Consider the following 18,379-nt stretch of genomic DNA (forward strand, 5'->3'; position numbering starts at 1 on the left):
TACTCAGGCTGGAATTTTAGCCAGCAACTCATTTACTTTTTCAGTATCTTCAGGATGTAACTGAATATACTTTTCACAGGCCAGACGGACATATTTAAAGCCTACAAATTCAGGAACTATAAGTTCTCCGTCCCATACCCCAAACATTATGCCCTCAAAATGACATTCTGGATCAGGGTCTTCAAAATCAGGGAATGAACAATATGTTTCGTTAACACCGCAGCCTATTTTATTTATAAGATACGGTAACATCCATATGAATTTACCCTGTAGATACATTGAATTAAAATAATCCCGAACAACCCATTCAGGATCGTTTTCATAATCTATGTTCTCAAAAATATATTCGTTCATTATTTAGTCACCGGATGAAAATTTTCTACCATTCCTGTCTTTTTATCCAAATAAACTTGGAATTTTATCCCGCCGGCGGTTGCCGTATATTCTCGTTGTCCAGATGCAATAGCTGCTTTGTAACCACTACTTGCAGCTTGCTGCCCCAATTCTAACATTTTTTGGTCAGTAAAGATCTTAGGGTCATAGATTGTTTTGGTAAATATTTTATCCTTATAACCTGTAATATTACCGGCGCGATCGTAAGCGGGTATTTTATATTGAACCTCAGTAATACCCTTCACGCTGCTTCGAGTTTCACCGACAATTTTCACATTTTTCTCACTTACTGTTGAATAGAAAGCATCAGCATTATGACCACCTGTAATACCTTTCTGTTGATTGTATTTTACAACAGAACCCATATGTTCCAGTTGGTCAATTTTAAAACTAATTCCAGATGGATAAGAGGTGTTCTTCGCAACAACCAAAAACGCCTTAGCTGCTACATATTGTACTAACTTCGCTTCACTGGTCGGCACGCCACTTGCCAAGATTTCCGCAGCTCGTTGCGGCGTCATTTCCCCATCCGCCGCCAACGCACTCACCGGAACCCCAAAGAATTCTGCCCAGGCAATCATCAGGCCTTTAGCTGCATTCTGTCCGTCCGGTATCTGTCCCTGTGAGTTCTTGATCAGCGCCGCCGTGAGTTCTTCTGGTGTGGCACCATTCTGGAGCATATGAACGCCGAGCGACTGCTGGGATAAACCCATGTCAGCCATGCCTTTACCGAAATCAATCGGACTCAAAGCATTATTCTCCACCGCGTTCTTCCCGGCCTGCGCACCCGCCACCGCATCCGTGCTGCTGCCTCCGCTAAGCCCCCCCATCAGTCCCGCCGCCAGCGTACTCAGCGCGCTTATCGTCGACTTCTGCTCATCCGACAGCTCTTCTGTCTTAACATCCGGATAATATTCCGCTGCTATCCAGCGGCCCAGCAGCTCGCCGCTCACCGCGCCTGCCGCTCCCGCCAGCGCGCTGTTATTTCCCGATGCCGCCGCTATCGCTCCCCACACCGCATGCGCCATCGCATTGGCTTCCACATTCACCTTACCCGTCGCGCTGTCCGTCGTCTGGCTGTGAATGATTTCCGCCACATACGGACTCACTGCCCCGCTCGCCGCCTGCGCCAGGTTGCCACCCGCCAGACCCTGCATCGCCGCCGTTACCGCCTGCGCCACCTTCTGGTACTTTCCGCCCGTATCGTAGTCCGCCGTCGCCGTCCGGCTCACCTGCGCGCTGATTTGCTCCTCGCTCGGGCTGGCATTCCCTCCCGCTACCAGCTTCGCCCGCGCAGCTGCCCGCGCCGCCGGGTCGCTCTGCGCTGCCTGCGCGTTCAGCTTGCCCTGCGTCACCAGCACATCACTCACCTGGCGCCCGATTTCACCTATCTTCTGCGCCGTCGCCAGCCGGTTCTGCTCTTTCTCCTTATCAAATATCGGACTCAGCGTCTGGTTCGCATGCGCCGCATCCCGGCTTAACCCCGTCACGTCCTGCTGCTGATTCGCGCCGTCGCGGATAACGATACTGCCCTCGCTCACCGCCGCCCGCGTCAGCGAACTGTCGCTGCCGCTGCCGTTCGCCCCCATCAGCAGACCGCTGGCCGCATTCCCGAGGAACTGCCCCGCCACGCTACCGCTCGTGCTCACCCCCGCGCTCTGCTGCTCCACGCTGTACTCGGCATAGTTTTTAATATCCCGGAAACCCAGCGTCCCGGTATCCAGCCGGTTCAGCTCCGCCGCCGCCGTGCTCGCCAGCACGCTGCCGTTCAGCTGCGTATGCCCGCCCACATTCACATCAAAACCGCCCTCGCCGGCAAAAATCCCCGTCTGCGCCTCCACCGACGCCCAGGTGCTGTGCATTTTGCTCTGGCTCAGGTTAAGAGACCCCGAACCACCGCCCATGCTGCCGCTCGCCCCCACGCTGCCGCTACGGTGCTTCGAATCGTAGTTATCGCTGTCCTGCTCGCTGCTCAGCGTCAGGTTACGCCCGACGCCCATTGTCACCTGATGGCCACTCACCTGCGCCCCGGTCAGCGTCGTATCGCGACCGCTGACAATAGTCACCCGCTCCCCGGCGCTGAGGGTCGTTTCGTTATGCGTCAGGCTGTTGCCCTTCTCGTGGCCCTTCGCGGCGTTGGCGCTGACCGTCAGCCCGTTCGCGCCCTGCCCGAAGTTAATACCGACGCCAAACGAACTCCCATGGCTCTCGTTTTTACCGCTCAGGGTGCTGGCGTTCTCCGCAGAGAATAAATTCACATCGCGCGCGGCATTGAGCAACGCGCTGCCGCCGGCCTGCAGCTGGCTGCCCTCAACGTTGATATCCGTCTCCGTGGCGATAATGCTGAGATTGTTGCCGGCCATCAGGCTGCTGCCGCGGCTGGTGTTCTGCGTTTGTCGCTGAGTGGATTTCGAGGACTGGCTACCCCAGGAAAGGTTGATCCCTATCATGCTCTCCGGACTGGAATCCGCAGTCTGCATCTGCGATGCCTGATACGCCTGTACGCCCGATAATGCCGACTGCAGCCCGCTCAGCGCGGCGAGACGGCCATTGCTCTCGGTGCTGGCCTGGTTGGCGCTGGAAACCGCGGTATTAATGGCGCTGCCCACCATCCCGGATAACGCCAGCGTCAGGCCGCTGGTTTTCTGCTCCACGGTATGGGTCTGGGTACTCTGGTTTTCCGCTGCCAGAATATTCACGGTTTTACCGGTCAACGCCATATTGTTGCCGGCCACCAGGTCAGATCCCTGAACCGTCAACACATTGCCGGCGCTCAGGCTCAGGTTGCCCTGTGAGCTTCCGACGGTACTGGCGGCGCTACTCAGCGCCGTCGTCACGTCGGTGGCTTTCAGCGACGAACTGCCGACGCTGAAGCCGACGCCGCCGGTGCCGGAAAAGCCGCTATGTTTCTCTTTTCGTAGATGGTTTTCCTGGCGACTTTCCTCGGCGGTGGTGATGGTCAGGTTACGCCCCGCCACAAGGTTGACGTCCTGGGTGCCGGCAACACTGCTGCCGGACACCAGCAGGTCGCGCCCGGCCTGCATCACAATACTGTCACCGCTAAAATTGCTGCCGATGGCGTTCTGCGCCCACACTTCATCGTGAGTGGTGAGCGAGCGGCGAGCCAGCAGGCCGCTGCTGCTTTGATGGCTGTTTTCCGTCAGGTGCCATGAGGACTCGCCGCTGCTGAGGTTAATATCATTGCCGGCGGCAACCGTCAGGCTGCTGGTCGCCGTCACGCTGGCGGCGCGGGCATTAATATCGTGGCCGGCGGACAGCGCCACCGCGCCGCCGTTAATTTGCGTGCCGATATCGCTACGCTGGGTCAAGGAACGATCGTTGCCTTTCCCCCAGCTTCCGCTTTCGCTATGGGTGGTGGCGAGCGTCTGCAGGTTGAGATCGTTGCCGGCGATAATCTGCGTCTGGCTGCCCGCCGCGCTGTTACTCACCATGCTTGCCGTCAGATTAATGTTATGTAACGCCTGCAGCCCCAGTTGGCCGTTTTCATTCTGGACATAAATCCCCGCGGGCCGATCGAGGCTGATGTTACCCGGGCCGCCGCCGAGGGTGCTGGCGCTGTTGATATCACGCCCGGCTTGCGCGATCAGGCTATCGCCGCCCTGCAGCGTTCCGCCAATATTGTTGATATCAGTACGCGCGTTTAGCGTGAGCTGGTTGCCGCCGATATAGCCGCTGTTATGAATGTTTTCCGCGGTTAGCTGCGTCACGCCGCGGCTGTGGATGTGCCCGCTGTTGGTCACATCACGGCTCACGCTGAACGCCACGTTTTCACCGCCGAGCAACGCGCCGCTGCCATCGAGATCGCCCGCTTTAACCCGCGCGTAAACCTGCGGCACCAGCACCTGCTGCACGGAGCCATCCGTTAGCGTGACCTCTCTGGCGACCAGCCAGACCATATCGCTGGTCAGCAGCGCCATCTGCGCTGGCGTCAGCGCCACCCCGACCGTCAGGTTGTACTGTTTGGCGAAGGCGACGCCCGCGTCCATCAGCGCCCGGTACTGCTCTTCATCGTTACTGTAGCCCTGTAGGTAGCGCCCGCCGCTCAGCTTAACGATCTGCTCACGCACCAGCCGCTGTTCGTAATAGCCGTCGCCAAGCCGCTTCATCGCCTGATCAACGCCCAGCTGATTTTGCATGTAGTCGCTGGCGAGCCACGCTTTACCGTTGGTAAAACGCGGATCGGTTTCCACCAGATAGCCTGCTTTAGCCTGCGGGTCGATCTGATACAGACTGCTGACAGGAAGCCGGGTATCCGGCGTGACGACGCGAATAACCGTTCCGTCAGCGTTAACCGGCGTCACTTCCACCAGTCGTCCGGCGGGTATTTCGCCTGTTTCATCGGCGCGATCGCGCGGATTAATCACACCGCTATGGCCATCAATTTGGGTATTGCCCTGCCACTTCATGGTTTGCAAATCGATGGTCTGAACCGTCGGCGTCGGTTCATATTCGCTGCTTTTTTTCCCCTGGCTAGTTTTGGTGCCGCCAAACGGGCGGCTGGTCTTTTTCTCATACCAACGGGTCTGGGTGCCGACGTCGGTGGTCACCCGTTTGCCGGTCGTGGCGACGTTGTTTAGTTCGCCAATCACGCCACCGAGCGCTCCTCCGGCGATAATCTGGCTATCGTAGTTATTCAGCTTATCGCTGTTGATGATGAGCTGGCCGCCGGAGAGGATTTTGCCAGGATCGCTTTCCACCACCTGCGTTTCCACAACGGTACGCTGGTACTGGTATTCATAGAACTCATCGCCGCGGCTTCCGTCCGGCATGATGGCGTCGTGAACGCCGTATTTGTTTTTATAGCTGGTATCGACCAGCGACCAGTCGAAGCGCTGTACCGATCCTTTCAGCGCCGCTTCATGGCGCCATGACTGCTCGACCATCACATCTTTCGTCACCAGATGGTCGTTGTAGTTATTGATTTGTTGGATATCGAGCGCCATATCACCGGCGGACTCAAGCGTTGCGCTGTGGTTATTAAACACTCCCGCCCGGCCGCTGAGCGAACCGTCTTCGGCAAGCTGGCCGCCAATGGCGAGCGTACCGTCGCTGTAGATTAGCGCGTGATCCTGGTTATTGAGCGTGCCGACGCCCATTGCCAGCGATGCCCGTGCGGCAATCGTCGCCGCCACGCCGTTCTCCGCGGCGTTAGTCAGCGTTGCCGCCTGCAGCGCGACGGCGTCGCCGTACAGGCGCCCGCTGCCGATATTGGTTAACGTCGTGGCGACAATATGGGTTAAACCACCGTCAATCAGCCCCCGGTTGACCAACTCGCCGTTGACCGTCAAATGGTTCTCGCCAGCGCTGATTTCACCTTCCTGACGGTTATCCAGCTTCGCCGCATAGAGATTGAGCGCCCGGCCGGCGCTGATAACCCCCTGATTAATCAGCCCCAGCCCGGAAAGATTCCACTGCAGGTTGCCGTTGGCGATGACCCTCCCGGCGTTATGAAACGCCTGACGCAACGTGAGCGACATATCGCCCTGAGAGAGCGCCTCGCCATCGCCGCTGAGGGAATCGGCATCGAGGCTAAGTTTGCTCGCGGCAAGTAACGTTCCGCCCGTATTAGCCAACGCCAGGTTGACGCCTGCTATTTCCAGAGCGGCGGCGGAGACGATCTGCCCCTGCCGGTTATCCAGCCCCCGGTTGTGAATGGTGATGTTGAGATTACCGCCGGACTGCAGTTCTCCCTGCCGGTTATCAACGGTGGCGCTCTGAATACCCAGGGCATCAAAGGCGGTAATAGTTCCCTGCTGGTTATCCAGTAAACCGCTCGTCGTCAGGTTGACGCTGCCCCGCTGCGCCGTGCCTATCTGCCCGTGACGATTATTAAGATTTTCAGCCTGGAGTTGGATATCGCCGCTGGCGATGATATTCCCCTGCGAGTTATCCACCCCATGGCGCGCAGTGAGTTGAATGTCGCCCTGCGCCGCGCTGATTTTTCCGCCATGGTTGGTAAGATTGTCGGCGTCAAGCTTGATATTGCCATTTGCGGCAAGAACGCCTTCGCGGTTATCCAGCCCTCCTTCAGCGCTCATGGCCAGGTCGCCCTGCGCCGCAATCACTTGCCCCTGCTGGTTCCGAAGGCTGGCCACTTGTAGAGAAAGGCTACCGCCAGCAACGATATTCCCTTGCGAATTTTCCAGCTCATGACGCGTAATGAGCTGAGCATTGCCCTGCGTCGTGCTGATTTTACCGCTGCGATTATTCATGTTATCGGAGTGCAAAACGATATTGCCGTTAGCGGCAATAGTGCCTTCGCCGTTGTCCAGCGCGCCTTCGCTGGTAATAGACATGCCGCCGCTGCCGATATGCAGCAGCGTTCCGTTTTGATTGAGCAACTGGCTGGTGCTGAGCGTCAAAGCATGGCTGTTGCTGGCAATCTCACCACCGCGGTTATCCAATCCCGTGCGAAAATCAAGGCGTAGATCGTCCTCGCCCGTCTGCTGGATTACGCCCTGTTGGTTATCCAGCGCCATTGCTTTCAGCTCAAGCTGGCTGGCCGTCAACAGGCCACTGTGGTTGTTGAGTTTGCCGCTGGTGGCCAACTGGAGTTTTTCGCTGGCCGCCACCACCGCATCTCGGGTGGTGATATCGCCGGACGCGGCGCTGACCACGATCCGCGCCCCCGAGGTTCGACTGTTATCAAGATCCACCGTCCTGCCCTGCGCCGTCAGCGTTCCTGCCGCCATATTGCGGCCATTCAGCGCCAGCGAGCTCTGGCTATTCAGCGTCAGCGCGCCGCTGCTGGCGGTAGAACCATCGCTATTAAATCCGGCGGCGAGCGTGCTGTTTTGCGCGCTACGCAAAGCGTTGGCGGCAATCCGCGTATCGCCTTGCGCGGCGATCATGCCGTCATTGGTTAGCGTCGCGCTGGCCGTCACCACGCTATCTTTTCCGGCGTACAGTTGGCCCTGGTTGTGAAGATCGCCCTTAACGGACAGTTGTAGATTCTGCGCGGACTGAATCACGCCGCTGTTGCTGAGCGCGCCATCAGCGCTGATTGCTACATCCCCCGCCGCCGCGCCGATATTGCCGGCATTGTGAACGCCTACACCGCGCTCGGTACCGACAAGACGAATTTTATGGGCGTACATCCCGCCCAGGGCGCTGACGTCTATCGCCACCGCAGGCAGCGCACTGCCGTCGGCTGATTTTGCCGTCGTTCGGCTGTGCGCCGCATCGATCTGATTACGCCCTGCGGTGACCTTTAGCTCCTGCGCCCAAACCTCGGCGTTGATTTTCACCGCGCGGGCGAGCAGGTCGGTACTGTCTACCGAGCTCGCATCAAGGCCGCCGCCCTGTACGATAATTTCGCCGCGATTGACATCATAACCACTAATCTGCCCGTTACCGTACTGCACCTGGCCTGTCGTCAGCGTCGCGCGGTTGGCATTGATGAACCCGCAGCCGTCGCAGCTAATTCCGGCAGGGTTAGCGATCACCACCTGCGCTTTTTGTCCGGCAACCTCGATATAGCCATTCAGCCGGCTCGGATCGCGGGTATTCACCTCGTTGAGGATCACTCTGGCTTCTCCTTTCGCCAGATTCGGGTTGCCGGCGACCATCCCGGCCAGTTGGGTTGAAGTGTTAGCGTGGCTGTTATTCAGCACCACGCCGCGCCCATCGACATCAAACTGGCTGTAGACGTTGCGTGAAACGCCTGCGCCGCTCGGTGTCTGAATATTGACCTGCGGCGTGCCATTGGCGCTATTAGCGATCTGCGGTTGCTGGCCGCCGGGCGCATGGTTATCGGCGACAATCGCTGCCTGAGCCGGAGTGAGACAGGAAAAAGCGAGCAGAAAGCTAAAGGCCAGCGGCGCCAGGGTGGACGCCAGCGTCGACCCGGTTCGCGCGTCGGCGCCGGATTGCGGCGACACGCCCGCCCGATGAGAGCGGGTCGTTTCCGCCACCACCATCAGCATCCCGCGAGCCTTATTAAATACGATTCGATAAAAGCGTTTATTCATTGCCGTTACTCGTCATCCGTTGTCCACCGCGGCGCGGAAGATCGTCCATGTGCGCAGCACGCGCCGCCGGGCGGCGCGTGAGTAAAGTCAGTAGCTCCAGCTGACGCTGAAACCAAAAGTCGCCGGGTCGGTTTTAAAGCCATCGGGTTTGGCTAAAGGGATACCGGCGAACAGGTCGTAGCTGGCGCGCTGGTACTGGCCGCGCAGCCCTGCCACGCCCCCGGCGAGGTGTTTGCCTACCAGCGTTTCACTGCCTGCGCCGCCGACTTCGCCGTAATCCGCCCCCAGATAAAACTCCTGCCCCGGCAACGGAGTCGAACAGGCGATATCGTTACGTACATACCAGCCGTGACTGGCGGTCAGGGTGCGCTCGCCGTCAAAGCCGCGTACCGTCCAGCGGTTGCCGATGGAAAACATATCCGGCGAAGTCAGCGGCGTGCTGCTCATCTGCCGCTGATAGCGGCTGGTAAAGCGAAAATTTTGCCCGCCCAGGGCAAAAGGCAAATTGAGCTGAGCATTGAATTGCAGGATTTTGCTGAGGGCGGTTGCTTCTCCCCACTGCTCTTCCGGCGCGGGCTGAGCGCCAAACCAGCGGGTACCGCGCTGATAGCTCGCTCCGGCATCGAGAGTGGCCTTGCCCAGGTAATGGCGATGCTGCAGACCAAGCTTCCAGGCCGCCGTTTGCCGCCGCTGAACGGCAATCTCGGTGTCGTTAATGAAGTTGCGCTGCTCGCGGGCTAACACATCGGCGCTAAGCGTGGTCTTCTGACTACCGCTACGGTGCAGTACGCGGCTCATCTGAAAATCAACGTTCTTGCTTTTACCGCTGTACTGGTAATCGCCGTTGGCCCCCGCCACGGTTTGCACGTAATCGTACTGGCTGGCGGTTAATCCGAGCTGCCAGTAACCCAGCGGAATCGAATAGTGGCCGGTCAGGTTCTTTGAGGATTTACCGCCATTGCCATCGAGATTATGTGAGCCCGAAAGGTAAAAAAGATCGCTTAAGGCTAGCGGGTTATCCAGTGATAGCGTCAGGTTACCCTGATAGCGGCCGGTGGCATTAGAGCCGGAATCATCGATCGAGGCGTCAACGCGCCAGAAGCGTTCCTGTCGGCGGTTAATAACAATATCGCTTTGTCCAGGCGTTTCGCCCGGAACAATTTCCATGCTGGCCTGTACCGTCGGCAGGCGCTGCAAGTTTTCCAGCCCCTGTTCAATATCGCGCAGATCCAGTAGTTTCCCGTCAGTCGCCGGAAACGCGCTCGCCAGCCACAGATAATCATCGCTGTCCTCCGTAAGCCTGGCTTCACGGATATAACCCGGCATCACCACCAGGCGCAAAACACCGCTTTTTAAATCCTGCTGCGGGGCAAGGATCCGGCTGGTGATATAACCGCGATCGATTAATATATTCTGCAACTGGGCCATCAGTAGATTAATGCCCTTTCCTCCCAGACAACGTCCAATCGCTTTATTTGTCTGGCGCTGGAGCGGAAGCCAATGCGGTAAGGCTTCAGCGCCCTGCAAAATAACCTGAGAAATAGCAAAGCAAGGTTGTTCCACGGGAAATAAACCATCATCGGTATTTATTTCTTCCGCTGATAAATGAATATCCGGTGACGGCGGCGCGAGCTGATTTTCCAGCGCCTGCTGGCGCTGCTGCTGATTGATGAACTGCTGCTCACGTACGGTATCCACAGGCGCGGCATAAACCCAAACAGGTAGCGCAGAGATAATAAAAACTTTATGAATTAAGTTCCATTTATTCATTATTATTAAAGCCAAAACCATCCATGTTGGATACAACGAAAAGTTATAGCCTTTAAATACATTCAAACGTGTATAAATATCAACTCATATTAACAAGGCAATCACCGCAACAATAATTCAGCGGAAATTTCATCAATGGCAGGCTATTTTTATCGGATTAGTAAATATATTTCAGTAACCGACATAAAATGTGAAGTCATTATAAAATGAGAAAAATGAGTTTGAATTGATATATTCTGACGCAGGTATGCCTCGCGACACACGACAATACCCCGTGATCTCAATCACATATTTCCCTCTTGCTCACTTCATAGCCAACCGCTTACCGCGGCTAGCGACCGCTTAACCCCGCATATAACCACTCACCGATTTACCCAACTTTACGCGCACGGCGTTCTGGCAAGATCGGAGGCAGCCTAGCTAATCAATACCTCCACCAACCCAAACACAAAACCAGACGGCTTCGGCCAATTATTAATCTAATTAACGCCAGGTTTTACTATGGATACCAAAAAACTACTCAAGCACATACCCTGGGTGATTCTCGGAATCATCGGGGCATTTTGCCTCTCAGTCGTCGCGTTGCGCCGCGGTGAGCACGTCAGTGCCCTGTGGATCGTCGTCGCGTCGGTTTCCGTGTACCTCGTCGCCTACCGTTATTACAGCCTGTATATCGCGCAGAAGGTGATGAAACTTGACCCAACGCGCGCGACGCCAGCGGTCATTAATAACGATGGCCTGAACTACGTGCCGACCAACCGCTACGTGCTGTTTGGCCACCATTTTGCCGCCATTGCCGGGGCCGGCCCGCTGGTTGGCCCGGTACTGGCCGCGCAGATGGGTTATCTGCCGGGCACCCTCTGGCTGCTGGCCGGTGTGGTGCTGGCGGGCGCGGTACAGGACTTCATGGTACTGTTTATCTCCTCGCGGCGTAACGGCGCCTCGCTGGGCGAGATGATTAAACAGGAAATGGGGCCGGTACCGGGTTCTATCGCCCTGTTCGGCTGCTTCCTGATTATGATCATCATCCTCGCGGTACTGGCGCTCATCGTGGTGAAAGCGCTGGCGGAAAGCCCGTGGGGCGTCTTTACCGTCTGCTCGACGGTGCCTATCGCCCTGTTTATGGGTATCTACATGCGCTTCCTGCGTCCAGGGCGCGTGGGTGAAGTGTCGGTGATCGGTATCGTACTGCTGGTGGCATCTATCTGGTTCGGCGGCATCATTGCCCACGACCCGTACTGGGGCCCGGCGTTGACCTTTAAAGATACCACTATCACCTTTACCCTGATTGGCTACGCGTTCATTTCCGCGCTGCTGCCGGTATGGCTGATTCTGGCGCCGCGCGATTATCTGGCCACCTTCCTGAAAATCGGCGTGATCGTCGGCCTGGCGCTGGGGATCGTTATCCTCAACCCGGACCTGAAAATGCCGGCAGTGACCCAGTACATTGATGGTACCGGCCCGCTGTGGAAAGGCGCGCTCTTCCCGTTCCTGTTTATTACCATCGCCTGCGGCGCGGTCTCCGGCTTCCACGCGCTGATCGCCTCCGGCACCACGCCGAAGCTGCTGGCTAACGAAACCGACGCCCGCTTTATCGGCTACGGCGCGATGCTGATGGAATCCTTTGTTGCAGTCATGGCGCTGGTTGCGGCCTCGATTATCGAACCGGGCCTCTACTTCGCGATGAACACCCCGCCGGCAGGCCTTGGCATCGTCATGCCTAACCTGCATGAAATGGGCGGTGAAAACGCGGCGATGATCGCAGCGCAGTTGAAAGAAGTCACCGTCCACGCGGCGGCGACCGTCAGCTCCTGGGGCTTCGTGATTTCACCTGAGCAGATCCTGCAGACGGCGAAAGATATCGGCGAACCTTCAGTCCTGAACCGCGCCGGCGGCGCGCCGACGCTGGCCGTTGGTATCGCCCATGTGTTCCATAAAATCATCCCGATGGCGGATATGGGCTTCTGGTACCACTTCGGTATCCTGTTTGAAGCGCTGTTTATCCTCACCGCGCTGGATGCGGGTACCCGCGCAGGCCGCTTTATGCTGCAGGATCTGCTGGGTAACTTCGTGCCGTTCCTGAAAAAAACCGACTCGCTGGTCGCCGGTATTATCGGTACCGCCGGCTGCGTCGGGCTGTGGGGCTACCTGCTGTATCAGGGCGTGGTCGACCCGCTGGGCGGTGTGAAGAGCCTGTGGCCGTTGTTCGGTATCTCTAACCAGATGCTGGCCGCGGTGGCGCTGGTGCTTGGCACCGTCGTGCTGGTCAAGATGCAGCGCACCAAATATATCTGGGTCACCGTTATCCCGGCTGCATGGCTGCTGCTGTGCACCACCTGGGCGCTGGGCCTGAAGCTGTTCAGCAGCAATCCGCAGATGGAAGGCTTCTTCTTTATGGCTCAGCAGTATAAAGAGAAGATTGCCGCCGGCGGCGAGCTGACCGCACAGCAGATCGCCAACATGAACCATATCGTGGTTAACAACTACACCAACGCCGGCCTGAGCATTCTGTTCCTGGTGGTGGTGTACAGCATCATCTTCTACGGCATCAAAACCTGGCTCAATGTCCGCAACAATAAGGTGCGTACCGACAAAGAGACTCCGTACGTGCCGGTACCGGAAGGCGGCGTGAAGACCTCGTCACATCATTAACCCTGATGCCGGATAGCGCTACGCTTATCCGGCCTACAAAAAGCGCATTAACGTAGGCCGGATAAGGCGCGAGTCGCCATCCGGCTTTATTCGTTATCTGGAACTTACAATGTTTGGTAACTTAGGTCAGGCAAAAAAATATCTCGGTCAGGCGGCGAAAATGCTGATCGGCATTCCGGATTACGACAACTACGTCACCCATATGCAAACCAACCATCCGGATCAGCCGTACATGACTTATGAAGAATTCTTCCGCGAACGCCAGCAGGCCCGCTACGGCGGCGACGGCAAAGGCGGCGTACGCTGCTGTTAATGGAGGCAATAATGGCACCGATTGCAGTCACCCTATTAACCGGTTTTCTCGGCGCAGGAAAAACCACCCTGTTGCGCCACATCCTTAATGAGCAGCACGGTTTCAAAATCGCCGTGATTGAAAATGAATTTGGCGAAGTTGCCGTTGACGATCAATTGATCGGCGACCGCGCCACGCAGATTAAAACCCTGACCAACGGCTGTATTTGCTGCACGCGCTCCAACGAACTGGAAGATGCCCTGCTCGATCTGCTCGACAGCTGCGATCGCGGCGAGATTGCCTTCGACCGACTGGTGATTGAATGCACCGGCATGGCCGACCCTGGGCCGATTATTCAGACCTTTTTCTCCCACGAGGTGCTCTGCGAACGCTATCTGCTGGACGGCGTGATTGCCCTGGTCGACGCCGTCCATGCCGACCAGCAGATGGATCAGTTTACCATTGCCCAGTCGCAGGTCGGCTACGCGGACCGGATTCTGTTAACCAAAACCGATGTCGCCGGCGACACCGAAAAGCTGCGCGAACGGCTGGCGCGCATTAACGCGCGGGCGCCAATTTATACCGTCATCCACGGCGATATCGATTTAAGCCTGCTCTTTAATACCAGCGGTTTTATGCTGGAAGAGAAGGTTGTCAGCGCCACACCGCGCTTTCATTTTGTGGCAGAAAAACAGAACGACGTCTCGTCGATTGTGGTCGAGCTCGACTATCCGGTGGATATCAGTGAAGTTTCACGGGTGATGGAAAACCTGCTGCTCTCCTTCGCCGAACAACTGATGCGCTATAAAGGCATGCTGTGGATCGACGGCGAGCCAAATCGCCTGCTGTTCCAGGGCGTGCAGCGCCTCTACAGCGCCGACTGGGATCGCCCGTGGGGCGATGAAACGCCGCACAGCACGCTGGTGTTTATCGGCATTCAACTGCCGGAAGAAGAAATCCGCGCCGCGTTTGCCGGGCTCCGTAAATAGCCGCCGCAAGGAAGAATCCCTCCCCCGATGGGAGAGGGATACTTCATGATGGATGGTTTAGCGGCGAACGACCACCAGCTTCTGATTCACAAACTCTTTGATACCGAGGTCGGAAAGCTCACGGCCAAAGCCGGAGCGCTTCACGCCGCCAAAAGGCAGCTCCGGCGCGGTATCCGTTAACCAGTTGATATAGACCATGCCGGTTTCAATCCCCGAGGCCATACGCTTCGCCCGCTCAATGTCCTGACTAAACACCGCGCCGCCCAGGCCGTAGTGAGAGTCGTTGGCGAGCTCAATCGCCTCATCATCGTCTTTCACCACGTATATCTGCGCCACCGGGCCAAAGAACTCTTCGAAGTACGCCGGGTTCTCACGGGTAATTCCCGTCAGAATAGTGGGTTCGTAGAAATTACCTTCGCCGGAAACCGGCTTGCCGCCGAGGTGTAATTTGGCGCCATGCTTCACCGCCTCGTCGACCTGTTTACTTAAGGTTTCCAGCGCCTCTTTCGACGAGAGCGGGCCAAGGGTGGTGCTTTCATCGAGCGGATCGCCGATCTTCACCTGGCGGAAGGCATCGCTAAACTTGCTCAGGAACGACTCGGCGATTTTTTCATGCAGAATGAAGCGTTTAGCGGCGGTGCAAACCTGCCCGGCGTTGTTCAGCCGCGCCTGTACGCCTATTTTCACCGCGCGTTCCAGGTCGGCATCGTCGAGTACCACAAACACATCATTGCCGCCCAGCTCCAGCGTCGCTTTCTTGATATGTTTCGCCGCCTGCGACGCCACGATGCCGCCCGCTTTTTCCGAGCCGGTCAGCGCCACCCCCTGCACCCGATCGTCAGCGATGATTTTCGCCACCTGCTCCTGAGAGATAAACAGGTTGGTCCACGCCCCTTCCGGCGCGCCAGCCTCGCGCACCAGATGCGCGAAGGTCTCGGCGCATTGCGGAACGATGCTGGCATGTTTAGCAATAACCGGATTACCGGCCGCCAGATTTGGCGCCAGCACGCGCATTAACTGGTAATAGGGGAAGTTCCACGGCTCCACCGCCATTAAGACGCCGATGGGATGGTGCTCAACCCAGGCTTCGCCAAGCTCGGAGGGATACTTCACCGGCGCCAGGAACCGTTCGGCGTTGTCGGCATAATAGCGGGCGATCTGCGCGCAGAGTTTGACCTCGCCGCGGCTCTGTTTAATGAGCTTGCCCATCTCCTGGCTGGCGATTTTCGCCAGCTCCTCCGTCCGGCTGTCGATAAGGTCGGCAAGCTTATGCAGCACCGGCAGACGCTGCGCAATATCGCCTTTCGCCCACGCCGAATGATAAAGCGCATCGGCCTGCCGCAGCGCCGCCTCCACGTCAGCATCGCTGTGTGCGGGATAGCTTTTAATAAGCTGGTTATTCGCAGGATTCACTGTCTGATAAGCCATATCGCATGTCTCCTTGTTATCGCTATTAACGCAGTCAAAAATGCCGCTAAGGATATTAAGGGTAGTAGAGATAGCTGACGACGCGGGTAAAGTTAGGTATATCCGGAATATTCCATGAGGGCAAACCGCGCTTTCACGAGCCGTGCCGAAAGCTAATTTCTGCTTGCTGCATACGTGACCTGACTTTGGAAGCCCACTCGCAAATTGACCCGCGCGTACAGGAAGTTGTGCCGATTTTTGCATGACCTCGCCGTCAGGTTATATGCTTAACCCTATGGAAAAACTCGCTGAATTAAAACGCGCCAAACTGCTGGCGCTGTCGCTGCTGCTGATTGCGGCGGCGCTGTTTATCACTACGCTGCTGCTACCGCCGACGCCGTGGGTCAGCGCGCTGAAGGCTATTTCCGAAGCGGCGATGGTCGGGGCGCTGGCCGACTGGTTTGCGGTGGTGGCCCTGTTTCGCCGAATTCCGCTGCCGTTTGTCGCCCGCCATACGGCGATCATCCCGCGCAATAAAGACCGTATCGCCGATAATCTTGGCCATTTCGTGCAGGAGAAGTTTCTTGATACTCCCTCACTGGTGGCGCTGATCCGCCGCTACGAACCGGCCTTGATGCTCGGTAACTGGTTTAGCCAGCCCGAAAACGCCCGCCGTGTGGGCCAACATCTGCTACAGGTGATGAGCGGTTTTCTCGAGCTCACCGATGATACCCGTATTCAGCGTCTGCTGCGGCGCGCGGTGCACAAGGCTATCGATAAGGTCGACCTGACGCAGACCAGCGCCATGATGCTGGAGGGGCTAACCCGCGACAACCGTCATCAAAAGCTGTTGGATTCACTAATAAGCCAGCTGATCGCCCTGCTACAGCGCGACAGCTCACGCGCCTTTATCGCCCGTGGTATCGTGCACTGGCTGGAGACCGAACACCCGCTGAAGGCCAAACTGTTACCCACCGAGTGGCTTGGCGAGCACAGCGCTGAAATGGTCACCGACGCGGTAAATACGCTGCTCGATGAGGTCACTCAGGACCGCAGCCACCAGATTCGCCAGGCCTTTGACCGCGCGGCGCAGAAGCTTATCGACAATCTGAAATCCGACCCGCAAATGGCGCAAAAAGCCGATAACATCAAAGCGTATCTGAAAAACGATGAGACCTTTAATCGCTATCTCGGCGAGGTGTGGGCGGATCTGCGCGGCTGGGTGAAAAACGATATCAGCAGTGACGATTCGCGCATCAAGCAGCGGATCGCCGAGGCCGGTCAGTGGTTCGGCGAAACGCTGGTGCGCGACGACGCGCTGCGTGAATCGCTGAATGAGCATCTGGAGCAGGCGGCGCATCGGGTCGCGCCGGAATTTGCCGCCTTCCTGACTCGCCATATCAGCGATACGGTCAAAAGCTGGGACGCGCGCGATATGTCGCGACAGATCGAGCTCAACATCGGCAAGGATCTGCAGTTTATTCGCATCAACGGCACGCTGGTCGGCGGCACTATCGGCCTCGGCCTGTGGCTGTTATCGCAAATTCCGGCGCTGCTGCATCTGCATATTGGCTGACAATGGTAGCATCTTAACCATTCTAACGATGAATACCCGACGGCAAGGAGACGGCTATGTCATGGATTTCGCGATTGAGCGCCCGCTACTGCGCATCGCTGTTCTTTCCGATGGCGCTGATCCTGTACGATTTTTCCGCCTACCTGACCACCGATCTCATCCAGCCGGGGATCCTGCACGTAGTGCGGGATTTTAACGCCGATGTGGCGTTGGCTCCGGCCTCGGTGAGCCTGTATATGGCCGGTGGAATGGCGCTACAGTGGCTGCTGGGGCCGCTTTCCGATCGTATTGGCCGCCGACCGGTACTGCTGAGCGGCGCGCTGATTTTTACCCTCGCCTGCTTCGCCACCCTGTGGACGACCTCAATGACCCAGTTCCTGATTGCCCGCTTTGTGCAGGGCACCAGCATCTGTTTTATCGCCACCGTTGGTTACGTTACCGTGCAGGAGGCCTATGACGAAAAGCGGTCGATCAAGCTGATGGCGGTGATTACCTCCATCGTGCTGGTGGCGCCGATCGTCGGCCCGCTTTCCGGGGCGGCGCTGATGCACTTTATCCACTGGAAAGCGCTGTTTGGCATTATCGCCGCGATGGGGCTGGTGGCCTGGCTGGGTTTACTGTTTAACATGCCGGAGACGGTGCGTCGCGGCGACGTGCCATTCAGCCCGCTCGGCGTGGTGCGCGATTTTCGCGACGTCTTCCGCAACCGCATCTTTTTACTCGGCGCCGCCACGCTGGCGCTGAGCTATATTCCGCTGATGAGTTGGGTGGCGGTATCGCCGGTGATTTTAATGGACGCCGGCGGGCTCACCACCAGCGAGTTTGCCTGGAGCCAGGTGCCGGTCTTCAGCGCGGTCATTATCGCTAATCTGTCGGTGGCGCGCTGGGTGAAAGACCCGACTCGCCCGCGCTTTGTGTTAAGCGCCGTGCCCATCCAGATGGTTGGTCTGGCGATCCTGATTATCGGTAATTTGACGTGGCCACACGTCTGGCTGTGGTCGGTGCTCGGCACCTGCTTCTACGCCTTCGGCATCGGGCTGATTTTCCCGACGCTGTTCCGCTTTACCCTGTTTTCCAACGATTTGCCGAAAGGTACCGTGTCCGCCTCGCTGAATATCGTGATCCTTAGCGTCAGCGCATTGTCGATTGAAGGCGCGCGCTGGTTATGGTTCCATGGCGGCAGATTGCCGTTCCACCTGCTGGCGGTAGCCGCCGGGATCGTCGCCGCCTGCTGTCTGGCGGGATTACTCCGTAATTTGCGCCAGCGTTCAGAGGCGGTCATCGAAGCCCGGCAATCCTGAATAACCCA

Annotated in this window: 9 protein-coding genes; 5 read left to right on the forward strand and 4 right to left on the reverse strand. The window is 57.4% G+C overall.

Annotated elements, in window-relative coordinates:
* Nucleotides 1-3: 3 nt before the first annotated feature.
* The 3 genes from cdiI to ABLV08_RS09915 form a co-directional block, all read right to left on the reverse strand.
* Nucleotides 4-354 (reverse strand): ribonuclease toxin immunity protein CdiI, encoded by a 351-nt coding sequence (gene cdiI / locus ABLV08_RS09905; protein WP_015704291.1) that lies wholly within the window; start codon nucleotides 352-354, stop codon nucleotides 4-6.
* The gene (locus ABLV08_RS09910; RefSeq protein ID WP_348855796.1) at nucleotides 354-8,384 is read right to left on the reverse strand and encodes a hemagglutinin repeat-containing protein; all 8,031 of its coding nucleotides are present in this window, start codon (nucleotides 8,382-8,384) and stop codon (nucleotides 354-356) included. The genes cdiI and ABLV08_RS09910 overlap by 1 nt, the downstream gene beginning before the upstream one ends.
* Before the next feature lie 87 nt (nucleotides 8,385-8,471).
* Nucleotides 8,472-10,154 (reverse strand): ShlB/FhaC/HecB family hemolysin secretion/activation protein, encoded by a 1,683-nt coding sequence (locus tag ABLV08_RS09915; RefSeq protein ID WP_348855797.1) that lies wholly within the window; start codon nucleotides 10,152-10,154, stop codon nucleotides 8,472-8,474.
* A 501-nt stretch (nucleotides 10,155-10,655) separates the two neighbouring features.
* On the opposite strand from ABLV08_RS09915, the gene ABLV08_RS09920 reads away from it, so the two are divergent.
* The 3 genes from ABLV08_RS09920 to yjiA all read left to right on the forward strand — a co-directional run bounded on the left by ABLV08_RS09920 (nucleotide 10,656) and on the right by yjiA (nucleotide 14,087).
* The gene (locus tag ABLV08_RS09920; RefSeq protein WP_015368441.1) at nucleotides 10,656-12,806 is read left to right on the forward strand and encodes a carbon starvation CstA family protein; all 2,151 of its coding nucleotides are present in this window, start codon (nucleotides 10,656-10,658) and stop codon (nucleotides 12,804-12,806) included.
* Nucleotides 12,807-12,915: 109 nt separating this feature from the next.
* Nucleotides 12,916-13,119, forward strand: a complete 204-nt coding sequence (locus ABLV08_RS09925; protein ID WP_002887451.1) for a YbdD/YjiX family protein — start codon at nucleotides 12,916-12,918, stop codon at nucleotides 13,117-13,119.
* 11 nt (nucleotides 13,120-13,130) lie between these two features.
* Nucleotides 13,131-14,087 carry a GTPase gene (gene yjiA, locus ABLV08_RS09930; RefSeq protein WP_348855798.1) on the forward strand — a complete coding sequence of 319 codons (957 nt, stop codon included), beginning with the start codon at nucleotides 13,131-13,133 and terminating at the stop codon, nucleotides 14,085-14,087.
* 57 nt (nucleotides 14,088-14,144) lie between these two features.
* Here yjiA and ABLV08_RS09935 read toward each other — a convergent pair whose 3' ends face one another.
* A complete protein-coding gene (locus ABLV08_RS09935; protein ID WP_348855799.1) occupies nucleotides 14,145-15,515 on the reverse strand; it encodes an NAD-dependent succinate-semialdehyde dehydrogenase in 1,371 nt (456 codons plus the stop codon).
* A 262-nt stretch (nucleotides 15,516-15,777) separates the two neighbouring features.
* Between ABLV08_RS09935 and ABLV08_RS09940 the strand changes: the two genes are divergently transcribed.
* Both ABLV08_RS09940 and mdtM read left to right on the forward strand, forming a co-directional pair.
* On the forward strand, nucleotides 15,778-17,070 hold the full coding sequence (locus ABLV08_RS09940; RefSeq protein ID WP_161799876.1) for a DUF445 domain-containing protein: 1,293 nt from the start codon (nucleotides 15,778-15,780) through the stop codon (nucleotides 17,068-17,070).
* Between the two features lie 56 nt (nucleotides 17,071-17,126).
* Nucleotides 17,127-18,371 carry a multidrug efflux MFS transporter MdtM gene (mdtM, locus tag ABLV08_RS09945; RefSeq protein WP_020079709.1) on the forward strand — a complete coding sequence of 415 codons (1,245 nt, stop codon included), beginning with the start codon at nucleotides 17,127-17,129 and terminating at the stop codon, nucleotides 18,369-18,371.
* The last annotated feature ends 8 nt before the right edge of the window (nucleotides 18,372-18,379 follow it).

This window comes from Klebsiella sp. CN_Kp088, assembly GCF_040064335.1.
GTDB lineage: Bacteria > Pseudomonadota > Gammaproteobacteria > Enterobacterales > Enterobacteriaceae > Klebsiella > Klebsiella aerogenes.

Coding starts and splice junctions, on each gene's coding strand:
- yjiA (WP_348855798.1), top strand. CDS start 13,131: ATGGCACCGATTGCAGTCACCCTATTAACCGGTTTTCTCGGCGCAGGA.
- ABLV08_RS09940 (WP_161799876.1), top strand. CDS start 15,778: ATGCTTAACCCTATGGAAAAACTCGCTGAATTAAAACGCGCCAAACTG.
- ABLV08_RS09920 (WP_015368441.1), top strand. CDS start 10,656: ATGGATACCAAAAAACTACTCAAGCACATACCCTGGGTGATTCTCGGA.
- ABLV08_RS09935 (WP_348855799.1), bottom strand. CDS start 15,515: ATGGCTTATCAGACAGTGAATCCTGCGAATAACCAGCTTATTAAAAGC.
- cdiI (WP_015704291.1), bottom strand. CDS start 354: ATGAACGAATATATTTTTGAGAACATAGATTATGAAAACGATCCTGAA.
- ABLV08_RS09910 (WP_348855796.1), bottom strand. CDS start 8,384: ATGAATAAACGCTTTTATCGAATCGTATTTAATAAGGCTCGCGGGATG.
- mdtM (WP_020079709.1), top strand. CDS start 17,127: ATGTCATGGATTTCGCGATTGAGCGCCCGCTACTGCGCATCGCTGTTC.
- ABLV08_RS09925 (WP_002887451.1), top strand. CDS start 12,916: ATGTTTGGTAACTTAGGTCAGGCAAAAAAATATCTCGGTCAGGCGGCG.
- ABLV08_RS09915 (WP_348855797.1), bottom strand. CDS start 10,154: ATGAATAAATGGAACTTAATTCATAAAGTTTTTATTATCTCTGCGCTA.